Annotated in this window: 20 protein-coding genes and 1 tRNA gene; 8 read left to right on the plus strand and 13 right to left on the minus strand. The window is 74.1% G+C overall.

The genetic code is table 11. The features are described 5' to 3' along the window. The first annotated feature begins 37 nt into the window (after positions 1-37). From J2S63_RS08720 to J2S63_RS08730, 3 genes are all read left to right on the plus strand, one after another. On the plus strand, positions 38-1,945 hold the full coding sequence (locus tag J2S63_RS08720) for a VWA domain-containing protein (RefSeq protein WP_310301331.1): 1,908 nt from the start codon (positions 38-40) through the stop codon (positions 1,943-1,945). A 117-nt stretch (positions 1,946-2,062) separates the two neighbouring features. Further along, the gene (locus J2S63_RS08725) at positions 2,063-3,430 is read left to right on the plus strand and encodes a hemolysin family protein (protein WP_310301333.1); all 1,368 of its coding nucleotides are present in this window, start codon (positions 2,063-2,065) and stop codon (positions 3,428-3,430) included. Beyond that, on the plus strand, positions 3,423-4,454 hold the full coding sequence (locus J2S63_RS08730) for a hemolysin family protein (RefSeq protein WP_310301336.1): 1,032 nt from the start codon (positions 3,423-3,425) through the stop codon (positions 4,452-4,454). Before J2S63_RS08725 ends, J2S63_RS08730 begins: the two co-directional genes overlap by 8 nt. Positions 4,455-4,520: 66 nt before the next feature. On the opposite strand, the gene J2S63_RS08735 is transcribed toward J2S63_RS08730, so the two are convergent. From J2S63_RS08735 to J2S63_RS08785, 11 genes are all read right to left on the minus strand, one after another. Continuing rightward, positions 4,521-5,456, minus strand: coding sequence for an ABC transporter substrate-binding protein (locus J2S63_RS08735; protein WP_310301338.1), 936 nt, complete (start codon positions 5,454-5,456; stop codon positions 4,521-4,523). Further along, on the minus strand, positions 5,453-6,196 hold the full coding sequence (locus tag J2S63_RS08740; RefSeq protein ID WP_310306640.1) for an ABC transporter permease: 744 nt from the start codon (positions 6,194-6,196) through the stop codon (positions 5,453-5,455). The genes J2S63_RS08735 and J2S63_RS08740 overlap by 4 nt, the downstream gene beginning before the upstream one ends. A 79-nt stretch (positions 6,197-6,275) precedes the next feature. Continuing rightward, positions 6,276-6,962, minus strand: a complete 687-nt coding sequence (locus J2S63_RS08745; protein WP_310301340.1) for an ABC transporter permease — start codon at positions 6,960-6,962, stop codon at positions 6,276-6,278. After that, complete coding sequence (locus tag J2S63_RS08750; protein ID WP_310301342.1) at positions 6,962-8,131, minus strand: ATP-binding cassette domain-containing protein; 1,170 nt, start codon at positions 8,129-8,131, stop codon at positions 6,962-6,964. Before J2S63_RS08750 ends, J2S63_RS08745 begins: the two co-directional genes overlap by 1 nt. A 300-nt stretch (positions 8,132-8,431) precedes the next feature. Then, positions 8,432-9,391 (minus strand): DUF5926 family protein, encoded by a 960-nt coding sequence (locus tag J2S63_RS08755; protein ID WP_310301344.1) that lies wholly within the window; start codon positions 9,389-9,391, stop codon positions 8,432-8,434. A gap of 35 nt (positions 9,392-9,426) precedes the next feature. Further along, complete coding sequence (locus J2S63_RS08760; RefSeq protein WP_310301346.1) at positions 9,427-9,840, minus strand: ATP-binding protein; 414 nt, start codon at positions 9,838-9,840, stop codon at positions 9,427-9,429. Positions 9,841-9,940: 100 nt separating this feature from the next. Then, positions 9,941-10,729, minus strand: a complete 789-nt coding sequence (locus tag J2S63_RS08765) for a glycerophosphodiester phosphodiesterase (RefSeq protein WP_310301347.1) — start codon at positions 10,727-10,729, stop codon at positions 9,941-9,943. A 28-nt stretch (positions 10,730-10,757) separates the two neighbouring features. Beyond that, complete coding sequence (locus J2S63_RS08770; RefSeq protein WP_310301349.1) at positions 10,758-11,768, minus strand: asparaginase; 1,011 nt, start codon at positions 11,766-11,768, stop codon at positions 10,758-10,760. Between the two features lie 73 nt (positions 11,769-11,841). Beyond that, positions 11,842-11,926, minus strand: a tRNA-Ser gene (locus J2S63_RS08775). Between the two features lie 70 nt (positions 11,927-11,996). Next, positions 11,997-12,230, minus strand: coding sequence for a biotin/lipoyl-binding carrier protein (locus tag J2S63_RS08780; protein ID WP_310301351.1), 234 nt, complete (start codon positions 12,228-12,230; stop codon positions 11,997-11,999). Between the two features lie 44 nt (positions 12,231-12,274). Continuing rightward, positions 12,275-13,132: a carbon-nitrogen hydrolase family protein gene (locus tag J2S63_RS08785; RefSeq protein WP_310301352.1), complete on the minus strand. Its 858-nt coding sequence runs from the start codon at positions 13,130-13,132 to the stop codon at positions 12,275-12,277. A 25-nt stretch (positions 13,133-13,157) separates the two neighbouring features. On the opposite strand from J2S63_RS08785, the gene mobA reads away from it, so the two are divergent. Both mobA and J2S63_RS08795 read left to right on the plus strand, forming a co-directional pair. Further along, entirely contained in the window at positions 13,158-13,823 is a 666-nt protein-coding gene (gene mobA, locus J2S63_RS08790) for a molybdenum cofactor guanylyltransferase (RefSeq protein WP_310301354.1), read from the plus strand. 49 nt (positions 13,824-13,872) lie between these two features. Then, on the plus strand, positions 13,873-14,181 hold the full coding sequence (locus J2S63_RS08795; protein WP_310301356.1) for a DUF6457 domain-containing protein: 309 nt from the start codon (positions 13,873-13,875) through the stop codon (positions 14,179-14,181). Between the two features lie 3 nt (positions 14,182-14,184). On the opposite strand, the gene J2S63_RS08800 is transcribed toward J2S63_RS08795, so the two are convergent. Beyond that, complete coding sequence (locus J2S63_RS08800; RefSeq protein WP_310301358.1) at positions 14,185-15,033, minus strand: potassium channel family protein; 849 nt, start codon at positions 15,031-15,033, stop codon at positions 14,185-14,187. Positions 15,034-15,169: 136 nt separating this feature from the next. Here J2S63_RS08800 and J2S63_RS08805 point away from each other — a divergent pair, with 136 nt between their 5' ends. The 3 genes from J2S63_RS08805 to J2S63_RS08815 all read left to right on the plus strand — a co-directional run bounded on the left by J2S63_RS08805 (position 15,170) and on the right by J2S63_RS08815 (position 17,552). After that, positions 15,170-16,141, plus strand: a complete 972-nt coding sequence (locus J2S63_RS08805) for an NAD(P)H-quinone oxidoreductase (RefSeq protein WP_310301360.1) — start codon at positions 15,170-15,172, stop codon at positions 16,139-16,141. 31 nt (positions 16,142-16,172) lie between these two features. After that, positions 16,173-16,814 carry a bacterial proteasome activator family protein gene (locus J2S63_RS08810; RefSeq protein ID WP_310301362.1) on the plus strand — a complete coding sequence of 214 codons (642 nt, stop codon included), beginning with the start codon at positions 16,173-16,175 and terminating at the stop codon, positions 16,812-16,814. A gap of 168 nt (positions 16,815-16,982) precedes the next feature. Beyond that, a complete protein-coding gene (locus J2S63_RS08815) occupies positions 16,983-17,552 on the plus strand; it encodes a TetR/AcrR family transcriptional regulator (RefSeq protein ID WP_310301364.1) in 570 nt (189 codons plus the stop codon). A gap of 48 nt (positions 17,553-17,600) precedes the next feature. Here the strand turns inward: J2S63_RS08815 and J2S63_RS08820 are convergent, their stop codons facing one another. Then, positions 17,601-19,085 (minus strand): amidase, encoded by a 1,485-nt coding sequence (locus tag J2S63_RS08820; protein WP_310301366.1) that lies wholly within the window; start codon positions 19,083-19,085, stop codon positions 17,601-17,603. Positions 19,086-19,121 lie beyond the last annotated feature (36 nt).

Here is a 19,121-nt window from a genome sequence, read left to right on the forward strand (position 1 = left end):
GACCCGGGCACGGAGCGCTCCGGGGAGGATGACCTCCATGCGCCTCGGGATCCGCACCCTCCTGCTCGGCCTCACCCTCCCCACGCTCGCGTACGCCGGGGTGGTCGGCCCGCCGTCCGACGCCGCCGGCGCGAAGAGGGACGACGCCTTCGGACGCCTCGTCCTGGTGCTCGACTCGTCGGGGTCGATGAAGGAGCGCACCGCGGGGGGTGAGACCCGCATCGACGCGGCGAAGCAGGCCCTCGGCGAGGTCGTCGAGGGCCTGCCGGCCGATGCCGAGGTGGGCCTGCGGGTCTTCGGCTCCGAGGTCTTCTCCCGCCGCGACAAGGGTGCGTGCACCGACACGCGCAACGTCGTCCCGGTCGGTCCCGTCGACCGCGCGGCGCTCACCGACGCGGTGGCGGCCTACCGCCCCTACGGCGAGACCCCCATCGGCAACGCGCTGCGGGGCGCGGCGAAGGACCTCGGCCCCAGCGGCAAGCGGACCATCGTGCTCCTCTCCGACGGCGAGCCCACCTGCGCGCCCGACCCGTGCGTGGTGGCCCGGCAGCTGGCCGGCCGCGGCATCGACCTGCGGATCAACGTCGTGGGGCTCGACGTCTCCGGCCGCGCCAGGCAGGTGCTGCGGTGCGTCGCGCGCGCCGGTGGCGGCACCTACTACGACGCCCGCTCCACCGCCGACCTCGTCACCAGCCTGGTGAAGCTCAGCGTGCGCGACGTCCGCGGCTTCCGGCTCGAGGGGGAGCCGGTCACCGGCGGGACGAGCATCGAGGACGCCCCCACCGTGGAGGCCGGGACCTACGTCGACACCACGCTGCCCGACGAGGGCACGCGCTACTACCGCGTGGCCCGCCCCGAGGGCGGAGGCGTCTCGGTCTCCGCGCTGATCCGGCCCCCGCGCGAGGAGGCCAACTGGCACAGCGCGCTCACCGTCGCCCTCCATGCACCCGACGGGGAGCGGTGCACCTCTGCGCTGGGACAGAGCTTCCAGGTCATCGGCTACACCCCCCTCACCAGCGCGGGCACCGAGTACAACGCCTCCCGCCCCACGATCAGCGACAGCTGCGAGCAGGCGGACGAGCTGGTCGCGGCGGTGACGCTGGGCGACGGCGCGCCCACCGACTTCCGCCTCCAGATCGGGACCTACCCGGCCGTCACCGACCCCGAGCAGCTGCCCGAGGCCGCCGAGAAGGACGGCCCCTGGGTGGCCGACGTGCGCATCCCGCGCTCGGGGCCGGTCACGCCGGTGGTCGGCGGTGTCACCCCTGACGACGCGCCCGCGCTCGAGCCGGGCACGACGTACGCCGACACGATCGAGGCCTCCGAGCAGCTGGTCTACAAGGTGCCGGTGGCCTACGGCCAGGCCGTCCGCGTCTCGGCCCGGGTGGAGCCCGACGCGCGGGCCGACGCCGCCCTCGGCGTGCAGGGCAACCCGACCAGCATCCTGGCGCTGACGGCTCTCGGGCAGACCCTCCCCCGCGCCTTCGACCAGGCCAAGGGCGTCGACGGGGGCGGGTTCTACAACGGGGCCGAGCCCCACCTGGTGACCGCGGTCCTGCCCCCGGTGCGGTGGCGCAACGTCGAGTCCTTCGACCCCGGCATCGCCGCGCACAACCACGCCGGGTTCGTCTACGTCGTGCTCGGCATGGGGCTGCTCGACAGCGAGCGGCCCGACCAGTTCGCCGCCCCGGTCAGGATCCGCGCCGAGACCGTGGGCGAGCCAGCCGGCGAGCCGGCGTACGCCGGACAGGTGCGGGCGCCGACGGACGAGTCGAGCCCGACCACCGGGACCGCGAGCGCCGACAGCGGCGACGCGAACGACGACGACAACGAGGAGAAGGCCACCGCCGACGGGCTGCCCCTCGCAGCCCTCCTCGGCGGGGGCGTCGTCGTGCTGCTGGCGGCCGCCGCCCTGGTCCTCGGCCTGCGCCGCCGCGCACGGTGAGCCCGGGCGCGAGCGGCGCCGGCCACCCGCCGTGCGGGACACTGGACGCGTGAGCGCCTCGCCCGACCTGCCCCGACATACCGCCGAGCCCCGCCCCCCGGCCATCGGCGCCGCCGCATGACCTGGGTGCTGCTGGGGACCGCCCTGCTGCTGGTGCTGGCCTGCGGCGGGTTCGTCGCCGCGGAGTTCGCTTTCGTCACCGTCGACCGCGCGACGGTCGACCGCCGGGCCGCGGAGGGTGACGCCGCCGCCCAGGGCGTCCAGCAGGCGCTGCGCACCCTCTCCACCCAGCTCTCGGGCGCGCAGGTCGGCATCACGGTCACCAACCTCGCGATCGGCTTCCTCGCCGAGCCCGCGATCGCACGCCTGATCGAGGGCCCGCTGGCCGACGCCGGCGTCGGCCGCAACGCGGTGCACGGGGTCGCCCTCGCCGTCGGCCTGGTGAGCGCGACGCTCCTGACGATGCTGTTCGGCGAGCTGGTCCCCAAGAACCTCGCGATCGCCCACCCGCTCGGCACCGCCCGGGCCACCCAGCGCTACCAGCGCACCTTCACCACCCTGGCCGCGATCCCGATCCGGGTGCTCAACGGCGCGGCCAACGCGCTGGTCCGGCGGCTCGGCATCGAGCCCCAGGAGGAGCTCCGATCGGCGCGCAACGCCGGCGAGTTCGCCTCGCTGGCCGCACGCTCGGCCTCCGAGGGCACCCTCGACGCGGAGACCGCCGGCCTGGTGCAGCGCTCGGTCGCCTTCGGCGACCGCACGGCCGGGGAGATCATGACCCCGCGCGTGCGCATGGAGGCCGTCCGCGTGGGCGACACCGCGCTCGACGTCATCGCGCTGGCCCGCTCCAGCGGCCGCTCCCGGTTCCCCGTCCTGGGTCGCGAGGCCGACGACGTGGCCGGCGTGGTGCACGTCAAGCACGCCGTGGCGGTCCCGCGGGTCGGCCGCAGCCGCACCAAGGTGCGCGACCTCATGGTCGACGTGGCGACGGTGCCCGAGACCCTCCAGCTCGACCCCCTCCTCGCCCGCCTGCGCGACGAGAGCTTCCAGCTCGCCGTCGTCGTCGACGAGTACGGCGGCACCGCCGGCATGGTGACCGTCGAGGACGTGGTCGAGGAGATCGTCGGCGAGATCTCCGACGAGCACGACTCCCTCGACGCGGTGTCCCGCCCCCACGCCGACGGCACCTGGACGCTCTCCGGCCTGCTGCGCCCCGACGAGATCGCCGGCCTCACCCGGGTCGCGCTGCCGGCCCACGAGGACTACGACACCCTGGGCGGTCTCGTGCTGCGCGAGCTCGGCCGCATCCCCGAGGCCGGCGACGCGGTCGAGGTGCCCCTCCCGCTGCGGGTCGACGAGGACGGCGAGCCGCACGACTCCGAGGTGGCCCGCCTGACGGTGGTCCGCATGGACGGCCTGCGCGTCGACAAGGTCCGGCTCGAGGTCCTGCCCGGGGCGCACGGACGGGGCGACGACCGTGGGTGACGGCGCCGCCCTGCTCCTCGCCGTGGTGCTGCTGGCGCTCAACGCGTTCTTCGTCGGCGCCGAGTTCGCCCTCATCTCGGCCCGGCGCACCCGCATCGAGCCGCTGGTCGCGGGCTCCCGCGCCGCGCGTACGACGTTGCGCGCGATGGAGCGCGTGTCCCTCGTGATGGCCGGCGCCCAGCTGGGCATCACCGCCTGCTCGCTCGGGCTCGGCGCCGTCGGTGAGCCCGCGGTGGCGCACCTGCTCGAGCCCGTCTTCGCCCGGCTGGGCCTGCCCGAGGCGGTCCTGCACCCGGTGGCGTTCGTGCTGGCCCTGGCCGTCGTCGTGGCGCTGCACGTCGTGCTCGGCGAGATGGTCCCGAAGAACATCGCCCTCGCCGGCCCCGAGCGCGCCGCCCTGCTCCTCGGTCCACCGATGATGCTGGTGGTCACCCTGCTGCGACCGGTCGTCGTGGTGCTCAACGCGACGGCCAACGGCATCCTGCGCCTGCTGCGCGTCGAGCCGCGGGACGAGATCGCCTCCTCCTACACCCGCACCGAGGTCTCGGCGATGCTCGACGAGTCCCGCCACGAGGGCGCGCTCGGCGACGACGAGTACGACCGGCTGGCCGGCGCGCTGGGCTTCACCGAGCGCACGGTGGAGACGGTCCTCCTCCCCCTGGACGACCTGGTCACCCTGCCCCAGGACGCGCCCCTGGCCGACATCGAGACCGCCTGTGCCGAGACCGGGTTCTCGCGGTTCCCGGTGCGCGCACCCGACGGCGCCCTGGTGGGCTACGTCCACGTCAAGGACGTGCTCGAGACCGACCCCGGGGAGGACGACCGGCTGGAGGACAAGCGCATCCGGTCGTTCGCGACGATCCGCCCCTCCCAGCGGCTGCACGAGGCGTTCTCGACCCTGCGCCGCCGCGGTGCCCACCTGGGTCGCGTCGTCGACGACGAGGGCGAGCTGCTCGGGCTGGTCGCGCTCGAGGACGTGCTCGAGGAGCTCGTGGGCGAGATCCGCGACAGCGTGCACAGCTGAGGACGACGAGGGGCCCGGCCGTGACGGCCGGGCCCCTCGCGCTGCTGGTCCCGAGGACCGCCCGCGTCAGGCGAAGCCGTTGGCCTTCAGCCACTCGGCCGCGACGTCGGCGGGGTCCTGCTTGTCGATGTCGACCTTGCCGACGAGCTCGGTGAGCCCCTCGGTGTCGAGCTTCTGGCCGACGGCGTCGAGGGTGTCGAGCACGTCACCGGCGACCTCGTCGCGCACCAGCGGCACGATGTTCTGCGAGCCGAACAGCGACTCGGGGTCGTCCAGCACGACCAGGTCCTGCTCGGCGATCTGGGGGTTGGTGGTGAACAGGTTGGCCGCGTCGATGCGCCCCTGGGTCAGGAACTTCAAGGTCTGCGGGCCACCGGCGTCGGTGGTGGTGAACGTGCCGAACTTGACGCCGTACACCTTCTCCAGGCCGGGCACGCCGGTCGGGCGGGTCTTGAACTCCGGTGCGGCGCCGAGGGTCAGGTCCGGGGCGTCGTCCTTGAGGTCGCCCACCGAGCTGAGGTTGTACTTCTGGGCGGTCTCGCTGGTGACGACGAGCGCGTCCTTGTCCTCGGCCTTGCTGTAGGCGCCGACCTGCAGACCGTCCGGGACGACCTTCTTGAGCTCCTGGTAGACGCCCTCGGGGTCGGAGGCGGACACGTCACCACCGGACTCGGCGGCGAAGAAGTCGCGTAGGACGCCGGTGTACTCCGGCACCACGTCGATCGAGCCGTCCTCGATGCCCTTGATGTAGAGCTCGCGGCTGCCGATGTTGAGCTTGGTGGAGACGTCGACCCCCTTGGCCTCGAGCGCGCCGGCGTAGATCTCCGCGAGCAGCGCGCTCTCGGAGAAGTTCGCCGACCCGATCGTCACCGCGCTGCTGCTGCCGCCGCTCCCGCTCGCGTCCTTGGTGTTCTCCGCCATCGGGTCCCCGTCCGAACCGCAGGCGCTCAACCCCAGGGCGAGCACGGCGGCGAGCGTCGTCAGGGCCTTGATGCGTCTCATGCTGTTGCCTTCTCTGTCGTGGACCCCGAGGTCCGTTCCTGGTCGGCACCTCGCCGGCCAGTCCTGCGCGTCGTGCGCCCGGAGAGACCCGGGGAGACGACGAGTCGTTGGAGACCGGCGAGCCCGAGGTCGACGATCAGGGCGAGGGCCGCGACGAGCACCGCGCCGCCGGCCATCTGCGGGTAGTCGCGGATCTGGATGCCGTCGATCAGGAAGCGGCCGAGACCGCCCAGGCTCACCGACGCCGCCAGGGTCGCGGTCGCGATCACCTGGAGGGTGGCCGACCGCAGGCCGGAGGCGATCAGGGGCAGTGCGCACGGCACCTCGACGCGCCACAGCACCTGGGTGCCGCGCATGCCCATGCCCTTGGCCGCGTCGCGGGCGGCCGGGTCGACCTGCTCGATGCCGGCGTAGGTGCCGGCGAGGATCGGTGGGATCGCGAGGATCGCGAGCACCGCGAAGACGGGGGCGTAGAGCCCGAGGTCACCGGTCCAGGTGTCACCGAGGGTCATCACGGACAGGAAGAGCAGGCCGAGGCTGGGGATCGCGCGCATGGCGCCCGTGACGCCCACGCCGACCACGCGGCCGCGGCCGGTGTGACCGATGACCAGCCCGAGCGGGATCGCGATCACCGCGGCCACGACCAGCGACACCGCGGAGTAGGCCAGGTGCTCGAGCAGGCGCGTGGTGATGCCGTCGGGGCCCTGCCAGTGCGCGCCGTCGGTCAGCCACCCCCACATCCCGTTCACGCGTCCACCGCCTTCGCTCCGCTCGGCGGCGGAGCCACCCGTGAGCTGGTGGTTCGCTCGCTTCGCTCGTTCACGCGCGCACCTCCGTCTCGACCGCGGCGTCCCCGTCGGGGGCGCGGCGGCCGCCGGCTCGCTGCCAGGGCGTGAGCAGGCGGGTGGCCAGGACGACGAGCAGGTCGAACACGAGCGCGAGGACCACGCAGCCGACCACGCCGGCCACGATCGGGTCGAGGAAGTCGCGCTGGAAGCCGTCGGTGAACAGCGAGCCGAGCTGCTGCACGCCGATGAGGGCGGCGACGCTGACGATGCTGACGTTGCTGACCGCGGCGACCCGCAGGCCGGCACCGATCACGGGCACCGCGAGCGGGAGGTCGACGGTGAAGAACCGGCGCACGCCGCCGAATCCCATCGCGCGGGCGGCGGCGACGACGTCGTCGGGCACCGACCCGAGCCCGTCGGCGACCGTGCGGGTGAGCAGGGCGATGGTGTAGATCGTCATCGCCACGACCACGTTGACCGGGTCGAGGACCTGGGTGCCGAGCAGCAGCGGCATCAGGATGAACAGCGCCAGGGACGGGATCGTGTAGAGCAGGCCGGTGCCGGCGACCACGGGGACGTAGCACCAGGACCAGCGGCGCGCCAGCCAGCCCAGGGGGAGGGAGACCAGGAGCCCGAGGAGGGTGGGAACGGCCGACAGCCAGGCGTGCTGGAGCGTGAGGGACCAGATGTCGTCGAGGTGGCTGCCGATCCAGTCCATCAGCCGGCCCCCGGCTTGTCGTCGGCCGGCCCGGCCACGTGCTCCTGAGGTCCTTGGTGCTCCCGGGTGCCGCCCGGACCGCTGCGGCCCCGGTGGCCCTCCATCGCCGCGACCACCTCGGCGGCGGTGACGGTGCCGACCAGCACGCCGTCGCGGTCGACGACGACCCCGCGCCCGCTCGGCGAGGACAGGGCGGAGTCGAGGACGGCGCGGGCCGATCCGTCGCGGGCCGCGACCGTGCCGCCGCGGTGGAGGTCCTTCTCGGCCACGGCGCCGTGCACCCGGCCGGGCTCGACCCAGCCCAGCGGCTTGCGGTCGTGGTCGACGACCAGCAGCCAGGAGGAGTCGCCGCGCGCGTGCACCGAGGGCTCGTCGCCCAGGAGGACCCAGGGCTCGTCGTGGGGCTCGAGGCTCGGCGCGCTGCGGAAGCCCAGCCCGCGGTAGCCCCGGTCACGGCCGACGAAGTCGGCCACGAAGTCGTCGTACGGGTCGGCGAGGAGGGAGCCGGGGTCGGCGAGCTGGGCGACGGTGCCGCCCACGCGCAGGACCGCGACCTGGTCGCCGAGCTTGACCGCCTCGTCGATGTCGTGGGTGACGAAGAGGATCGTCTTGCCCAGCTCGCCCTGCAGGCGCAGGAACTCCTCCTGGAGCTGCTCGCGCACGATCGGGTCGACGGCGCTGAACGGCTCGTCCATCAGCATCACCGGCGGGTCCGCCGCGAGGGCCCGGGCGACCCCGACGCGCTGCTGCTGGCCGCCGGAGAGCTGGTGGGGGTAGCGGCCGGCGTACTCCGTGGGCAGACCGACCCGCTCGAGCAGCTCGAGGCTGCGGGCGCGGGCCCTGTCCTTGTCCCAGCCCAGCAGGCGCGGGACCGTCGCGACGTTGTCACCCACGGTGCGGTGGGGGAAGAGCCCGGCGTGCTGGATGACGTAGCCGATGCCGCGGCGCAGCGAGGCCGCGTCCATCGTGGCGGTGTCCTGCTCGTCGACGGTGATCCGGCCCGACGTCGGCGTGATCATGCGGTTGACCATGCGCAGCGACGTCGTCTTGCCGCACCCCGAGGGCCCGACCAGCACCGTGATCTGTCCCTGTGGGGCAACGAGGTCCAGACCGCCCACCGCGACCGTCCCGTCCGGAAAGGACTTGGTCACGCCTTCGAAGCGGATCATTCGGCGACCCTCTCACACACGTGGGCGAGTCAAGGGACGGCACGAACGATGGACACCTCCGAGGAGGCCGCGACCGCGCAGCGCTGCGCAGGCGGTCCATCGACACGCCGCGACCCGCCTCGAACGACGGATTCACGCGTCAGAAATCGGATCAGGTCCGGAAAACGAAGCGTCCGGCCGCTGCTGACGGGGGATACAACAACGACCGGACACCTCGATCATAGGCGCTCGATCGGGCGCCACTCAACAAATCGGAGCGATGGTCCCGTGATCTTTCGCGAGGGAGGGCCCCGCGGGCCGTCACCGGATCGTGACCTGACGGTTGGCCAGGCCGGACCGCGCCGCACGCTCCTCGGGGGTGAGCGGGTCGCCGACCTCGACCAGCGCGGCCAGACGCTCGGCGATCGCCGCTGCCGGCTCCTCCAGCGCCTCGGCCCCGGTGCCGACCGGGAGGTCCCAGACCGGCACGAGCACGCCGTGCGTGCGGAACATCCCCACCAGGCGCGAGTCCTCGGTCAGCCGGTCCCCACCACCGGCGTGCAGGCGCGCGAGGGCGTCGAGCAGCCGGTCCTCGTCGTAGGGCATCACCCAGCGCAGGTGCTCCTTGGGCCCGACGCTCGTCCAGTACGCCGCGTCGACCGACAGCAGGCGGGCGGTGGGCGACGCGGCCCCGTTGGCCTGCTCCAGGCTCGCGGCCAGCGACCCGTCGGGGTCCTCGACGTCGGAGATCCAGAAGTCGAAGCCGTCGTGCACCTCGACCGCCAGCGGCTCGTCGACCAGGAGGTCCTGGAGCCGCGGACCGTCCCCCGGCGCCTCGGTGAGCCCGACCAGGGCTCCCGGCTCGGCGTCGTAGGCCTGCAGCAGGACCGCGGCCAGCTCGCGGCTCGGGTCGCCGAAGGAGTGCTGCACCTGGAGCCCGAGCCAGATCGTGCCGTCCTCGCGGACCAGGGCGGGCGCGGCGGCGGGGAGGAGCGAGCAGAGGCGGACCGTGCGGTCGTCGGGCACGGCGTCCGGCCGCAGGGCCAGCGGGGCCGTGGCCGCGGGCACCAGCTCGCGCAGCGCGATCAGGTCGCACTCGGCCCGGAGCCCCTCGAACGGGCGTCGCACCAGGACCGCGGCACCGCCGCGCTCGCTGCCGTGGCAGTTCTTGTAGCGCCGGCCCGACCCGCACGGGCACGGCTGGCGGGGGCCGACCTCATCCGGGGTCGTCTCGGACTCGGTCGCGGCCGCACGGGCCCGGTCGCGGCTGCGCTTTCCCATGCGGGAAGGCTAGTGGAGGGTGCGCAGCGCCTCGGTCAGCGCGCCGGGCCCAGGGGGATGCGCACGTGCACGGTGGTCGCGTCGCGGTCGTCCTCGACCCACCACTGTGCGACGAGGGCCTCCACGATGGAGAGCCCTCGCCCGGAGACTGCGGTCTCGGCCGCCGAGATCGGATGGGGCGACGTGCCGGACCCACCGTCGGTGACCGAGATCACCAGGTCGTCGCCGTCGACGAACCACGCGACGGCGAGCTGGTTGACGGGGAGGGGGTGCGCGTGGCGCACGCTGTTGCCGACGAGCTCGGAGACCACGACACGCGCGTCGTCCACCGTCTCGCCCCGGAACCCCTTGTCCAGGAGCCACTGCTTGAGCTCGGTGCGCACGAAGGAGGCGGACGGAGCCTGGAACGGGACGGTGAGGCTCACCGTGTCCAGCTCGTCCGTCGACATCCCCAGGGCCTTCCGTCTCGTTGCTCTCGTGGCCTTTCCACGGCAGGAAGGCGCACCTGTGCCTCCGCCCAGAGAGTCCCCACCCCTGGGGGTACCAAACTCAGGCCAGCCATGAAAGTACCCGGTCGGGGATGTCGGTGATCACAGCCTCCGCACCGAGGTCCAGACAGATCTGGAGGTCGGCCTCGGTGTTCACCGTCCACACGTGGATCCGGCGGCCGTCCTCGCGGAGCCGGCGGCCCAGCTTGGGCTTGTCCTTGAGCTGCTCGATCCCCGGCCCCGCGATCCAGTCGTCGCCGAGGGCCTGCCGGGTGACCTTCCACGACTGCCCCTCGATGAGGAGCACGACCTCCATCTCCGGCGCCAGCCGGCGGACCCTGGTCAGGGCGACCCCGGACATGCTCATCACGCGCACCGGGGCGCCGGCCCCGGTCCAGCCGTGCTTCCACAGCATGTCGACGAGCGTCCGCTCGACCATCCCGGCGTAGCGGGTCGGGTGCTTGGTCTCGATGGCCAACTCGAGGACCCGGTCGTAGTCGCGGACCACCTCGATCAGCCGGGCCAGGGTCAGCACGCGGTTGAACTCCTCGTCGACCTCGACCGACTCGTCGTCCAGGTCGGCCCACGGGCTCTTCCACGACGCCGCGTCGAGGTCGGAGAGCTGCTCGAGCCGCATGGTCGAGACCAGGCCACGGGCGTTGGTCGTGCGGTCGACGCGACGGTCGTGCACGCAGACCAGGTGGCCGTCGGCGGTCAGCCGGACGTCGCACTCCAGGGCGTCGGCCCCGTCCTCGATCGCCTGCACGTAGGCGGCCAGCGTGTGCTCCGCGCGCGCCATGCTCGACCCGCGGTGGGCGACCACCTGGGGACGCCCGTCCGGCTTGTGCATGGGTCTCATGGTGGCACCCCCCGGGCGGTCAGCGGCGGTACGCCGCGAACACGGTTCCGAGGCTTTGCCGCAGCCTCACCGGGTCGTCGCCCGGGTCGGCCCCGGCGAGCAGGAGGCGGGCCAGCACCCGGGCCTTGAGCGCCCCGAGGTGCCCGGTCGGGACCAGCCCCCTGCGGTGCAGGTCCGAGCCGGACCCCGGGCCGCCGTACGTCCTGGTCGCGACGGCGCCGGCCCCGGCCCGTGAAGCGAGCAGGACCGGGATGCGGGCGACGACGCCGTCGAGCGCCTCGGCGACCTCGGGGCGCAGCTGGCCGGCCCCGAAGCCCTCGACGACGAGGGCGTCGCTGACCGAGGCGACGGCGAGGTAGGCCGCGGGGTCGTCGTCGAGCCCGGCGGTCACCAGCCCGACCCGGGGCCAGGGCCGGTCGCCGCGGTCCGGCCGCGGGAGCGGTGTACGACGCTCCAGGCGGGCCAGCAGGACCGGAGCGCCCTCGACGACGCGGCCGACCGGGCCGAGCTCCGGCGAGCCGAACGCCGCCGGGTTGCTGGCGTGGCGCTTGGCGACGAACCGTGCCGCGTGGATCTCGTCGCCGACCGCCACGAGCACGCCCTGGCCGCGGCATCGCGGTGACGCGGCGGTCCCGACCGCCGCGACCAGGTTGGCCGGACCGTCGGCACCGGGCTGGTCGGCCGAGCGCATCGCGCCGGTCACGACCAGCGGCTCGTCGTGCGCCCAGAGGAGGTCCCAGAGGAACGAGGTCTCCTCCAGGGAGTCGGTGCCCTGGACGACCACGACGCCCCCGGCACCGTCGCGCACCGCCTCCTCGGCGAGGTCCAGCACCCGCAGGCAGGTGTCGAAGGTGAGCGTCGAGCTGTCCACCCGCGCGACGTCCACCGGCTCGATGACGAGGTCCGGCGGCAGCGGGACCCCCGCGAGCAGGTCGGAGCCGGACAGGTCGGGCAGCAGCTCGCCCCCGGTCAGCTCGTCCATCGTCATCGCGATGGTGCCGCCGAGGAAGAGCACGCGGACCCGGGTCATGGGGGGCCACGCTAGCCGCGCCGGCCGAGTGGCGGGGGCTCGCCCGCGCCCGAGGGACGACCTGGCGGATCGGCAGAGGGGGCGGGATTCGAACCCGCGGTGGGTCTCCCCACGACCGCTTTCAAGGCGGTTCCGATAGGCCACTCCGGCACCCCTCCGAGCAGCAGGCCCCGCCGTCGGCCGGGCTGCGCTCAGCGGGAGTCTACGAGTGCCGCGACGGCGGTCGGGTCAGGCGGACTCGAGCCGCACGAGGGGCTCGCCCTCCTGGACGACGTCGCCGGGCTGGACGGGGACCTCGGTGACGGTGCCGGCCCACTCGGACAGCACGGGGATCTCCATCTTCATCGACTCCAGCAGCACCACGGCGTCGCCGGCCTCGACGCTGGCGCCGGGCTCGACGAGCACGTGGAGCACGTTGGCCACCATCTCGGCGGTGATGTCGTGGTGGGACGAGGGGCTCATGGCAGGGACGGTACGCCGCTCGCGCGGTTACTCGCGCGTTCGCCTCAGGGCCGCGGCAGCACCAGCTCGTCACGGCGGTTGAGCAGCGACGGGTTCTCCGTGCGGGCCTCGGCCACGAGCGCCCGCGACACCTCGCCGACGACCACCTGCTCCCCGTCCTCGACGGCGACCACCACGTCGCCCCACGGGTCGACGAGCAGCGAGTGGCCCGAGTACGTCGGCCCGGGCTGGCCGACCGCGGCGACGTAGGCGACGTTCTCCACGGCGCGGGCCGCCACCAGCGTCTGCCAGTGCCGGACCTTGCGGGGTCCCGCGACCCAGGCGGCCGGGCACACGAGCAGGTCGGTGCCGCGTGCGGACAGCGCGCGGGCCATCTCGGGGAACCGCAGGTCGTAGCAGGTCATCAGCCCCACCCGGAGCCCGGCGACGTCCACGACCACCGGCTCGCCGTCGCCGGCCCGGACGCGGTCGGACTCCTGGTAGCCGAAGGAGTCGTAGAGGTGCAGCTTGCGGTAGGACGCCAGCACGCCGCCGCCGTCGACCACCACCAGCGTGTTGTACGGCGGCCCGCCGGGCTCGCCGGTCCGCTCCAGCATCCCGGCGACCCAGACCCCGCCGTGGGACCCGGCCCGCTCGACCAGGGCGGTGACGAACGGGCCGTCGAGCGCCTCGGCATCGGGACGCAGGTCGTCCCCGGGGCCACCGAGGTCGCGCTGGGTGACCTCGGGCCAGACCACGAGGTCGGCGGGCGCGACGTCGACGGAGCCGAGGTGGCGCCGGTTGTCGGCGGGGTCGCGGGACGCGGCGGCCTGCACCAGCGCGACGCGGACCGGGTCGGGCCCCTCGGGCACGGAGTCAGGGTGGCCGGGGTGGCCGGGGTGGCGGGTGGCGTGGGCGTCCATGGCTCCAGCGTGGCACGCTCCGCTCATGACGATCCTGGACCCGCTCGCCGTCCCCGGCGCCGGCCCGGCGGGGACGCCGGACCCGGGCCGCATCGGGGCGGTGGTCCTCTGCGGGGGGACCGCGGCCCGCATGCAGGGCGCCGACAAGGCCTCCATCGAGCTCGACGGCGTGACGCTGCTCGAGCGGGCGCTGGCCGCGACCGTCACCGCGATCGAGGTGGTCGTGGTCGGCGAGCAGGTGCCGACCACGCGCCCGGTCACCTGGACCGTCGAGGACCCCCGCGGCGGTGGCCCGGCCGCCGGTCTCCTCGCCGGGCTCGACGCCTTCCTGCGGCCACCGGGCGTCGTGCTGGTCCTGGCCGTCGACATGCCTCGGGTCACCCCCGGCACGTTCGCCCGCCTGATGGGGGTGCTCGAGGACGACCCGGCGGTCGACGCCGCGCTGCTCGTCGACCACGACGACCGCACCCAGCCGCTGTGCGGGGCCTACCGTGGCGCCGCGCTCGCCGCCGCCCGGCCCGCCCGGACCGAGGACCGCCACGGCCTGCCCGTGCACCGCCTGCTCGAGCCGCTGCGCGTGGCCCACGTCCGGGCGGTGGCCGACGAGGCCCGTGACGTGGACACCTGGGAGGACCTGCGCGAGCTGCGGGGCCGCGCGGCCCGCGAGCACACGTCGTACGACGAGCCCTGATCGGGCCAACCCCTTGCGCGGCACCCGGCCCGACCACCACGCTGGCCGGGTGAACCTGCACGACTGGATCGACGAGCTGTGCGACGCCCTCGACCTCGAGGCCGAGTTCGACGAGGCACTGGTCCTCGACGTGGCCCGTGAGGCCGCGCACCGGGTCGAGCGGCCCGCGGCACCGGTGAGCACGTTCCTCCTCGGCTACGCCGCCGCCCTGGCCGGCGGGTCGCTGGAGCGCACCGAGGAGCTCGCCGGGCGCGTGCTCGACCTGGCCTCCAAGTGGGAGGGCGGCGAGGAGATCGAGATCGAGGACGTGGACGACGACGGCATCGACGGGGTCGCCGCCGCCGACGAGGAGGAGTAGCCCTCAGGCCTCGGCCAGCGGGAGCGCCGGTGCGACCGCGTCCCCGCCGGCGCGGTGGCGCGCTTGCGTGGGCAGCGACGCCGGGGGCTCCCCCGGGCCCAGCGGGGCCAGCGTCCCGAGCGCCTCGGCCACCACCACGGCGTCGTCGCCGCACTGCAGGCGGAAGTCGGTCGCGGGGTTGACGTAGGAGTGGCCCTCACGGCCGATCGCGACGAGCGTGGCCCCGTGGTGGCGGCGCAGGTGGGCCGACAGCTCGTCGACGGTGAGGCCGACGTAGTCGTCGGGCAGCCTCACGCGGTAGAGCTCGGACCCGTCGCCGCCGGACACGAGGTCGGTGACGATCTCGGCGAGCCCGGGGTGGAGCGCGGACCTGGCCAGCAGGCGCGAGGAGGTGCCCGAGGTCACCATGACCTCGTCGGCGTGCGCGCGCCTGAAGTGGTCGGCGTGCTGGGGGTCGTTGACCTCGACGACCGTGCGCACGTGCGGCGCCACGGACTCGATCGCCATCACGACCAGGATCGAGCGCAGGTCGGCCGCGTGGGAGGGCGAGGTCGGGCAGATGATCGCCACCTCCGCGTCGCGGATGCCGGCGCGGTCGAGGTCGACCACGTCGGTGACGTCGCCCCGGACGAAGTGGACACCGGCCCCCGCCGGGTTCCTCTCGCTGTCGTGGAGCACCACGACCCGGCGCTGGTGGTCCTCACCGGCCAGCCCGGCGACCAGGTCGCCCGCGGTGGCGTTCCACCCGCAGACGACGACGTGGCCGCGGTAGCCCGCTGCACCCATGCCCTGTCCCTCCTCGAGCAGGTGGTCGATCACGAGGCCCACCAGCGCCCCGGTGATCGCCGCCACCCCCAGCCGTGTCCCGCCCGTGTGCACGGAGGTCCCGATTGTCCTGGGTCGCCCGCCCACCTGCACCGGCCAGAGGTCCTGTCGTCGAGGAGGAGCGGGCCATGCGTGGGGTGACCCGCCCTCCTAGGGTGGGTCCATGCGTGCCGTCATCGCCACCAGCGAAGGAGGACCCGAGGTCCTCGAGGTCCAGGAGCGTCCCGACCCGACCGCGGGTCCCGGCCAGGTCGTGCTCGACGTGGCCGCCACCGCGGTCAACCGGGCCGACCTGCTGCAGCGGCAGGGGCTCTACCCGCCGCCGCCCGGCGCCTCCGACGTGATCGGGCTCGAGTGCAGCGGCACCGTCGCCGAGGTCGGCGAGGGCGTCGACGGCCTGGCGGTCGGCGACGAGGTCTGCGCCCTGCTCTCCGGCGGGGGGTACGCCGAGAAGGTCGCGGTCCCTGCCGGGCAGGTGATGCCGCTCCCGCGGGGCGTCGACCTGGTCACCGCCGCCGCGCTGCCCGAGGTGGCGTGCACGGTCTTCAGCAACGTGTTCATGGTGGGCCGGCTGCGCAAGGGCGAGACGTTCCTCGTCCACGGCGGGTCGGGCGGCATCGGCACGTTCGCGATCCAGCTGGCCAAGGCGGTCGGTGCGCGCGTGGCGACGACCGCCGGGAGCGAGGAGCGGCTGGCCCGGTGCCGCGAGCTCGGCGCCGACCTCACGGTCGACTACAAGGAGCAGGACTTCGTCGAGGTGCTGCGGGCCGACGGCGACGGGGCCGACGTCATCCTCGACAACATGGGCGCGAAGTACCTCTCCCGCAACATCGAGGCCCTGGCCACCAACGGCCGTCTGGTCATCATCGGCATGCAGGGCGGCACCAGGGCCGAGCTCGACATCAACGCCCTGCTGCGCAAGAAGGCCGCGGTCGTCGCGACCGCGCTGCGCTCCCGGCCCGAGGAGGAGAAGGCCGCGATCTGCGCCGGCGTCGTCGAGCAGGTCTGGCCCCTGGTCTCCGACGGGCTCGTCAAGCCGATGGTGCACGAGGTCGTGCCGTTCGACGAGGCGGCCCGGGCCCACTCGCTGGTCGAGGACGGCACCGCCTTCGGCAAGGTCCTGCTCGTCCCCTGAGCGGTCGCAGGCCGGTCGATAGGCTGGGGCGATGGACCAGTCGCACCCCACCTCGGACCAGCACGCCCCCGAGCCCACGGGCACGGAGACGCCCGCGGGTGGTGACGGCGCGCCCGCGGCCTACGTCGTCATCGGCCCCGACGGGCAGCCGGTCGCGCTGCAGCCCGCCGACGACGGCAGGGACGACCAGGGCGACGACGGCGAGCGCCACGTGACCGACCTGGTCGAGCAGCCTGCCAAGGTGATGCGGATCGGCAGCATGATCCGCCAGCTGCTCGAGGAGGTGAAGTCCGCGCCGCTGGACGAGGCCTCCCGCGCCCGGCTCGCGCAGATCCACGCCTCCTCGATCAAGGAGCTCGAGGAGGGCCTGGCCCCCGAGCTGGTCGAGGAGCTCGAGCGGCTGTCGCTGCCGTTCACCAGCGAGACCCCGTCGGACTCCGAGCTGCGCATCGCGCAGGCCCAGCTGGTGGGCTGGCTCGAGGGGCTGTTCCACGGGATCCAGACCGCGATCTACGCCCAGCAGATGGCCGCCCGGGCCCAGCTCGAGCAGATGCGCCGGGCACTCCCGCCGGGCATCGCGGACGCGATGGGCACGGCGGGCCAGCCGGGGCACGTGCACCAGCAGGGCGGCGACGACGGCGGGGACCAGCGCAGCGGGGGCATGTACCTCTGATCGCGCGCCCGGCGGGGCCGACATCGGTCTGGTCGTGTCCCCGTGGGGGTGGTGCGACGGCCGCAGGATCGGCTACGGTGACCGGATCACTTTGGTCCAATTCGGATCGAAGTGGTTGGGCCCGGTCACGGGCCGTCGACCGCCCCTGACGTCCCCGGGAGCCCTTGCATGCGGCAGACCTCCGCCCAGATCGACCACGCCATCCTCGACGTGGCGGCCGGCATCTTCGCGACGCACGGCTTCGCGCACACCTCGGTGCAGCAGATCGCCGATGCCGTGGGCTACTCCAAGCCCGGCCTCCTGCACCGCTTCGGCAGCAAGGAGGCGCTGCACCGCGCGGTGCTCGCCGAGGTCCAGGAGACGGTCGAGGAGGTGGTCGCCCTCGCGACCGCCCACCACCACCACACCGACCAGCTCCAGCTGGTCCTCGACCTGGTCACCCGCCGCGCCCTCGAGCGCCCCGGCATGGTCCAGATGATGCTGCGGTCCTTCGACCCGGTCAGCCAGGAGCCGGGCATCGAGAAGGTCCAGCACGCGGGCTACCGCCTGATCGACAGCCTCGACGCCCCCCTCAACGGACCGCTCGAGCGGCTGCGCGTGGCCCTCGGCCTGGAGCTGATCGTCAACGCCGCGATGACCCAGCACTCCACGGTCGACGCCGACATGCACGTGCCGGCCGAGGAGCTCGTCCCGACGCTGGTCTCCCTGGCCCGCCACGTCGTCGCCGGCCCCGTCTGAGCGACGCCGCCCGGGCCCCGGTGACCTGGCCGGCCCCGTGGTTCCGCCTCAGACCGGGGAGGCCGGGAAGCGGCCGGCCCAGGGCTGCGCCTCCTCGAGCTGCGCCGCCAGCTGGAGGAGCAGGCCGTCGGTGCCGAGGGCCCCGACCAGCTGGACCCCGAGCGGGAGCCCGTCGGCGGTCCAGTGCAGCGGCAGGCTGATCGCAGGACGACCGGTGAGGTTGGCCAGCTGGGTGTAGGGCACCCACCCGAGGCTCTGCGAGATCAGCTGGTCCAGCACGCCGGAGGCCTGGAGCGCCTTGCCGGCACGCACCTTGGCGATCGCCCGCGAGGCGCGCTGGAGCAGCGGCGGGGTGGTGGTGGAGTCGACCGGGATCGGCGGCTTGGCCAGCGTCGGGGTGAGCAGCAGGTCGTACTCCTCGTGGAAGCCGGCCAGCTTGTGCACGTGGTCGTTGACGTTGGCCATCGAGCGCAGCATCGGCAGCAGGCCGGCCGCGCGACCGAGCTCGGCCAGCGCGAGGGTGTCGGCCTCGAAGTCGCTGTCCGAGGCGCCGAGCCGCGCCTTGGCCTCGGCGACCTGGCCGTGGAGCTGGGCGAACCAGATGGTGAGGAAGTCGCGGGCCAGCGCCTCGTCGTCGTGCGGGGGCGAGACCTCCTCGACCTCGTGGCCCAGCTCGGTGAGCAGGCGCGCCGCCCCCTCGACCGCCGCGACCGCCTCGGGGTCCGGCCGGTCGTTGATCGCCGAGGAGGAGGTGAAGCCGATCCGCAGCCTGCCGGGCCGCTCCCGGATCCGGTCGGCGAACGGGACGTCGTGGGAGGCCCCCAGGTAGGCCTCGGCCGGGTGGGAGCCGACGATGGCGTCCAGCAGGCCGGCGCTGTCGCGCACGGTCCGCGAGACGACGCCCTGCGTCACCATGCCGAACATCGCCTCGCCGGTGTGCGGGCCGTACGGCGTCAGCCCGCGGCTGAGCTTGAGCCCCACCAGGCCGTTGCAGGCCGCCGGGATGCGCACCGAGCCCCCGCCGTCGTTGGCCCCGGCAGCCGGGACGATGCCCGCGGCCACCGCGGCACCGGACCCGCCGGACGAGCCGCCCGGGGTCCGGGTGGTGTCCCACGGGTTGCGCGCCGGGCCGAAGAGCTCGGGCTCGGTGACGCCCTTGGCGCCGAGCTCGGGGGTGTTGGTCTTGCCGAAGACCACCAGCCCGGCGTCGAGGAAGCGCTGCGTGACCAGCGCGTGCCGTCCGGCCACGTCGGCGGCCAGGGCCCGGGAACCGCCGGAGGTGGGGAACCCGGCGTACTCCTGGCCCAGGTCCTTGACCAGGAACGGGACACCGGCGAACGGCCCCTCGAGCGGTCCGGCCGCCCGCTCGTCGGCGACGCCGTCGAGGTCGACCACGACGGCGTTGATCGCGGGGTTGACCTCGTCGCGCCGCCTGCGGGCGAGGTCGAGCAGCTCGACGGCCGTCACCTCGCCGTCGGCGACGAGGGCGGCGAGCGCGGTGGCGTCGTGGGCGAGGTACTCCTCGGGCGTCATGGCTGGAGGCTACGGGCCACCCGAAGGGGCCGGCCC

The organism is Nocardioides marmoribigeumensis (genome assembly GCF_031458325.1).
GTDB lineage: Bacteria > Actinomycetota > Actinomycetes > Propionibacteriales > Nocardioidaceae > Marmoricola_A > Marmoricola_A marmoribigeumensis.

Excerpts from the sequence above, each read along its gene's own strand:
- J2S63_RS08760 (WP_310301346.1), bottom strand. The coding sequence starts at position 9,840 with ATGTCGACGGACGAGCTGGACACGGTGAGCCTCACCGTCCCGTTCCAG.
- J2S63_RS08725 (WP_310301333.1), top strand. The coding sequence starts at position 2,063 with ATGACCTGGGTGCTGCTGGGGACCGCCCTGCTGCTGGTGCTGGCCTGC.
- J2S63_RS08755 (WP_310301344.1), bottom strand. The coding sequence starts at position 9,391 with ATGGGAAAGCGCAGCCGCGACCGGGCCCGTGCGGCCGCGACCGAGTCC.
- J2S63_RS08780 (WP_310301351.1), bottom strand. The coding sequence starts at position 12,230 with ATGAGCCCCTCGTCCCACCACGACATCACCGCCGAGATGGTGGCCAAC.
- J2S63_RS08720 (WP_310301331.1), top strand. The coding sequence starts at position 38 with ATGCGCCTCGGGATCCGCACCCTCCTGCTCGGCCTCACCCTCCCCACG.
- J2S63_RS08740 (WP_310306640.1), bottom strand. The coding sequence starts at position 6,196 with ATGTGGGGGTGGCTGACCGACGGCGCGCACTGGCAGGGCCCCGACGGC.
- J2S63_RS08810 (WP_310301362.1), top strand. The coding sequence starts at position 16,173 with ATGGACCAGTCGCACCCCACCTCGGACCAGCACGCCCCCGAGCCCACG.
- J2S63_RS08785 (WP_310301352.1), bottom strand. The coding sequence starts at position 13,132 with ATGGACGCCCACGCCACCCGCCACCCCGGCCACCCCGGCCACCCTGAC.
- J2S63_RS08735 (WP_310301338.1), bottom strand. The coding sequence starts at position 5,456 with ATGAGACGCATCAAGGCCCTGACGACGCTCGCCGCCGTGCTCGCCCTG.
- J2S63_RS08820 (WP_310301366.1), bottom strand. The coding sequence starts at position 19,085 with ATGACGCCCGAGGAGTACCTCGCCCACGACGCCACCGCGCTCGCCGCC.
- J2S63_RS08770 (WP_310301349.1), bottom strand. The coding sequence starts at position 11,768 with ATGACCCGGGTCCGCGTGCTCTTCCTCGGCGGCACCATCGCGATGACG.
- J2S63_RS08765 (WP_310301347.1), bottom strand. The coding sequence starts at position 10,729 with ATGCACAAGCCGGACGGGCGTCCCCAGGTGGTCGCCCACCGCGGGTCG.
- mobA (WP_310301354.1), top strand. The coding sequence starts at position 13,158 with ATGACGATCCTGGACCCGCTCGCCGTCCCCGGCGCCGGCCCGGCGGGG.
- J2S63_RS08745 (WP_310301340.1), bottom strand. The coding sequence starts at position 6,962 with ATGGACTGGATCGGCAGCCACCTCGACGACATCTGGTCCCTCACGCTC.
- J2S63_RS08805 (WP_310301360.1), top strand. The coding sequence starts at position 15,170 with ATGCGTGCCGTCATCGCCACCAGCGAAGGAGGACCCGAGGTCCTCGAG.
- J2S63_RS08750 (WP_310301342.1), bottom strand. The coding sequence starts at position 8,131 with ATGATCCGCTTCGAAGGCGTGACCAAGTCCTTTCCGGACGGGACGGTC.
- J2S63_RS08815 (WP_310301364.1), top strand. The coding sequence starts at position 16,983 with ATGCGGCAGACCTCCGCCCAGATCGACCACGCCATCCTCGACGTGGCG.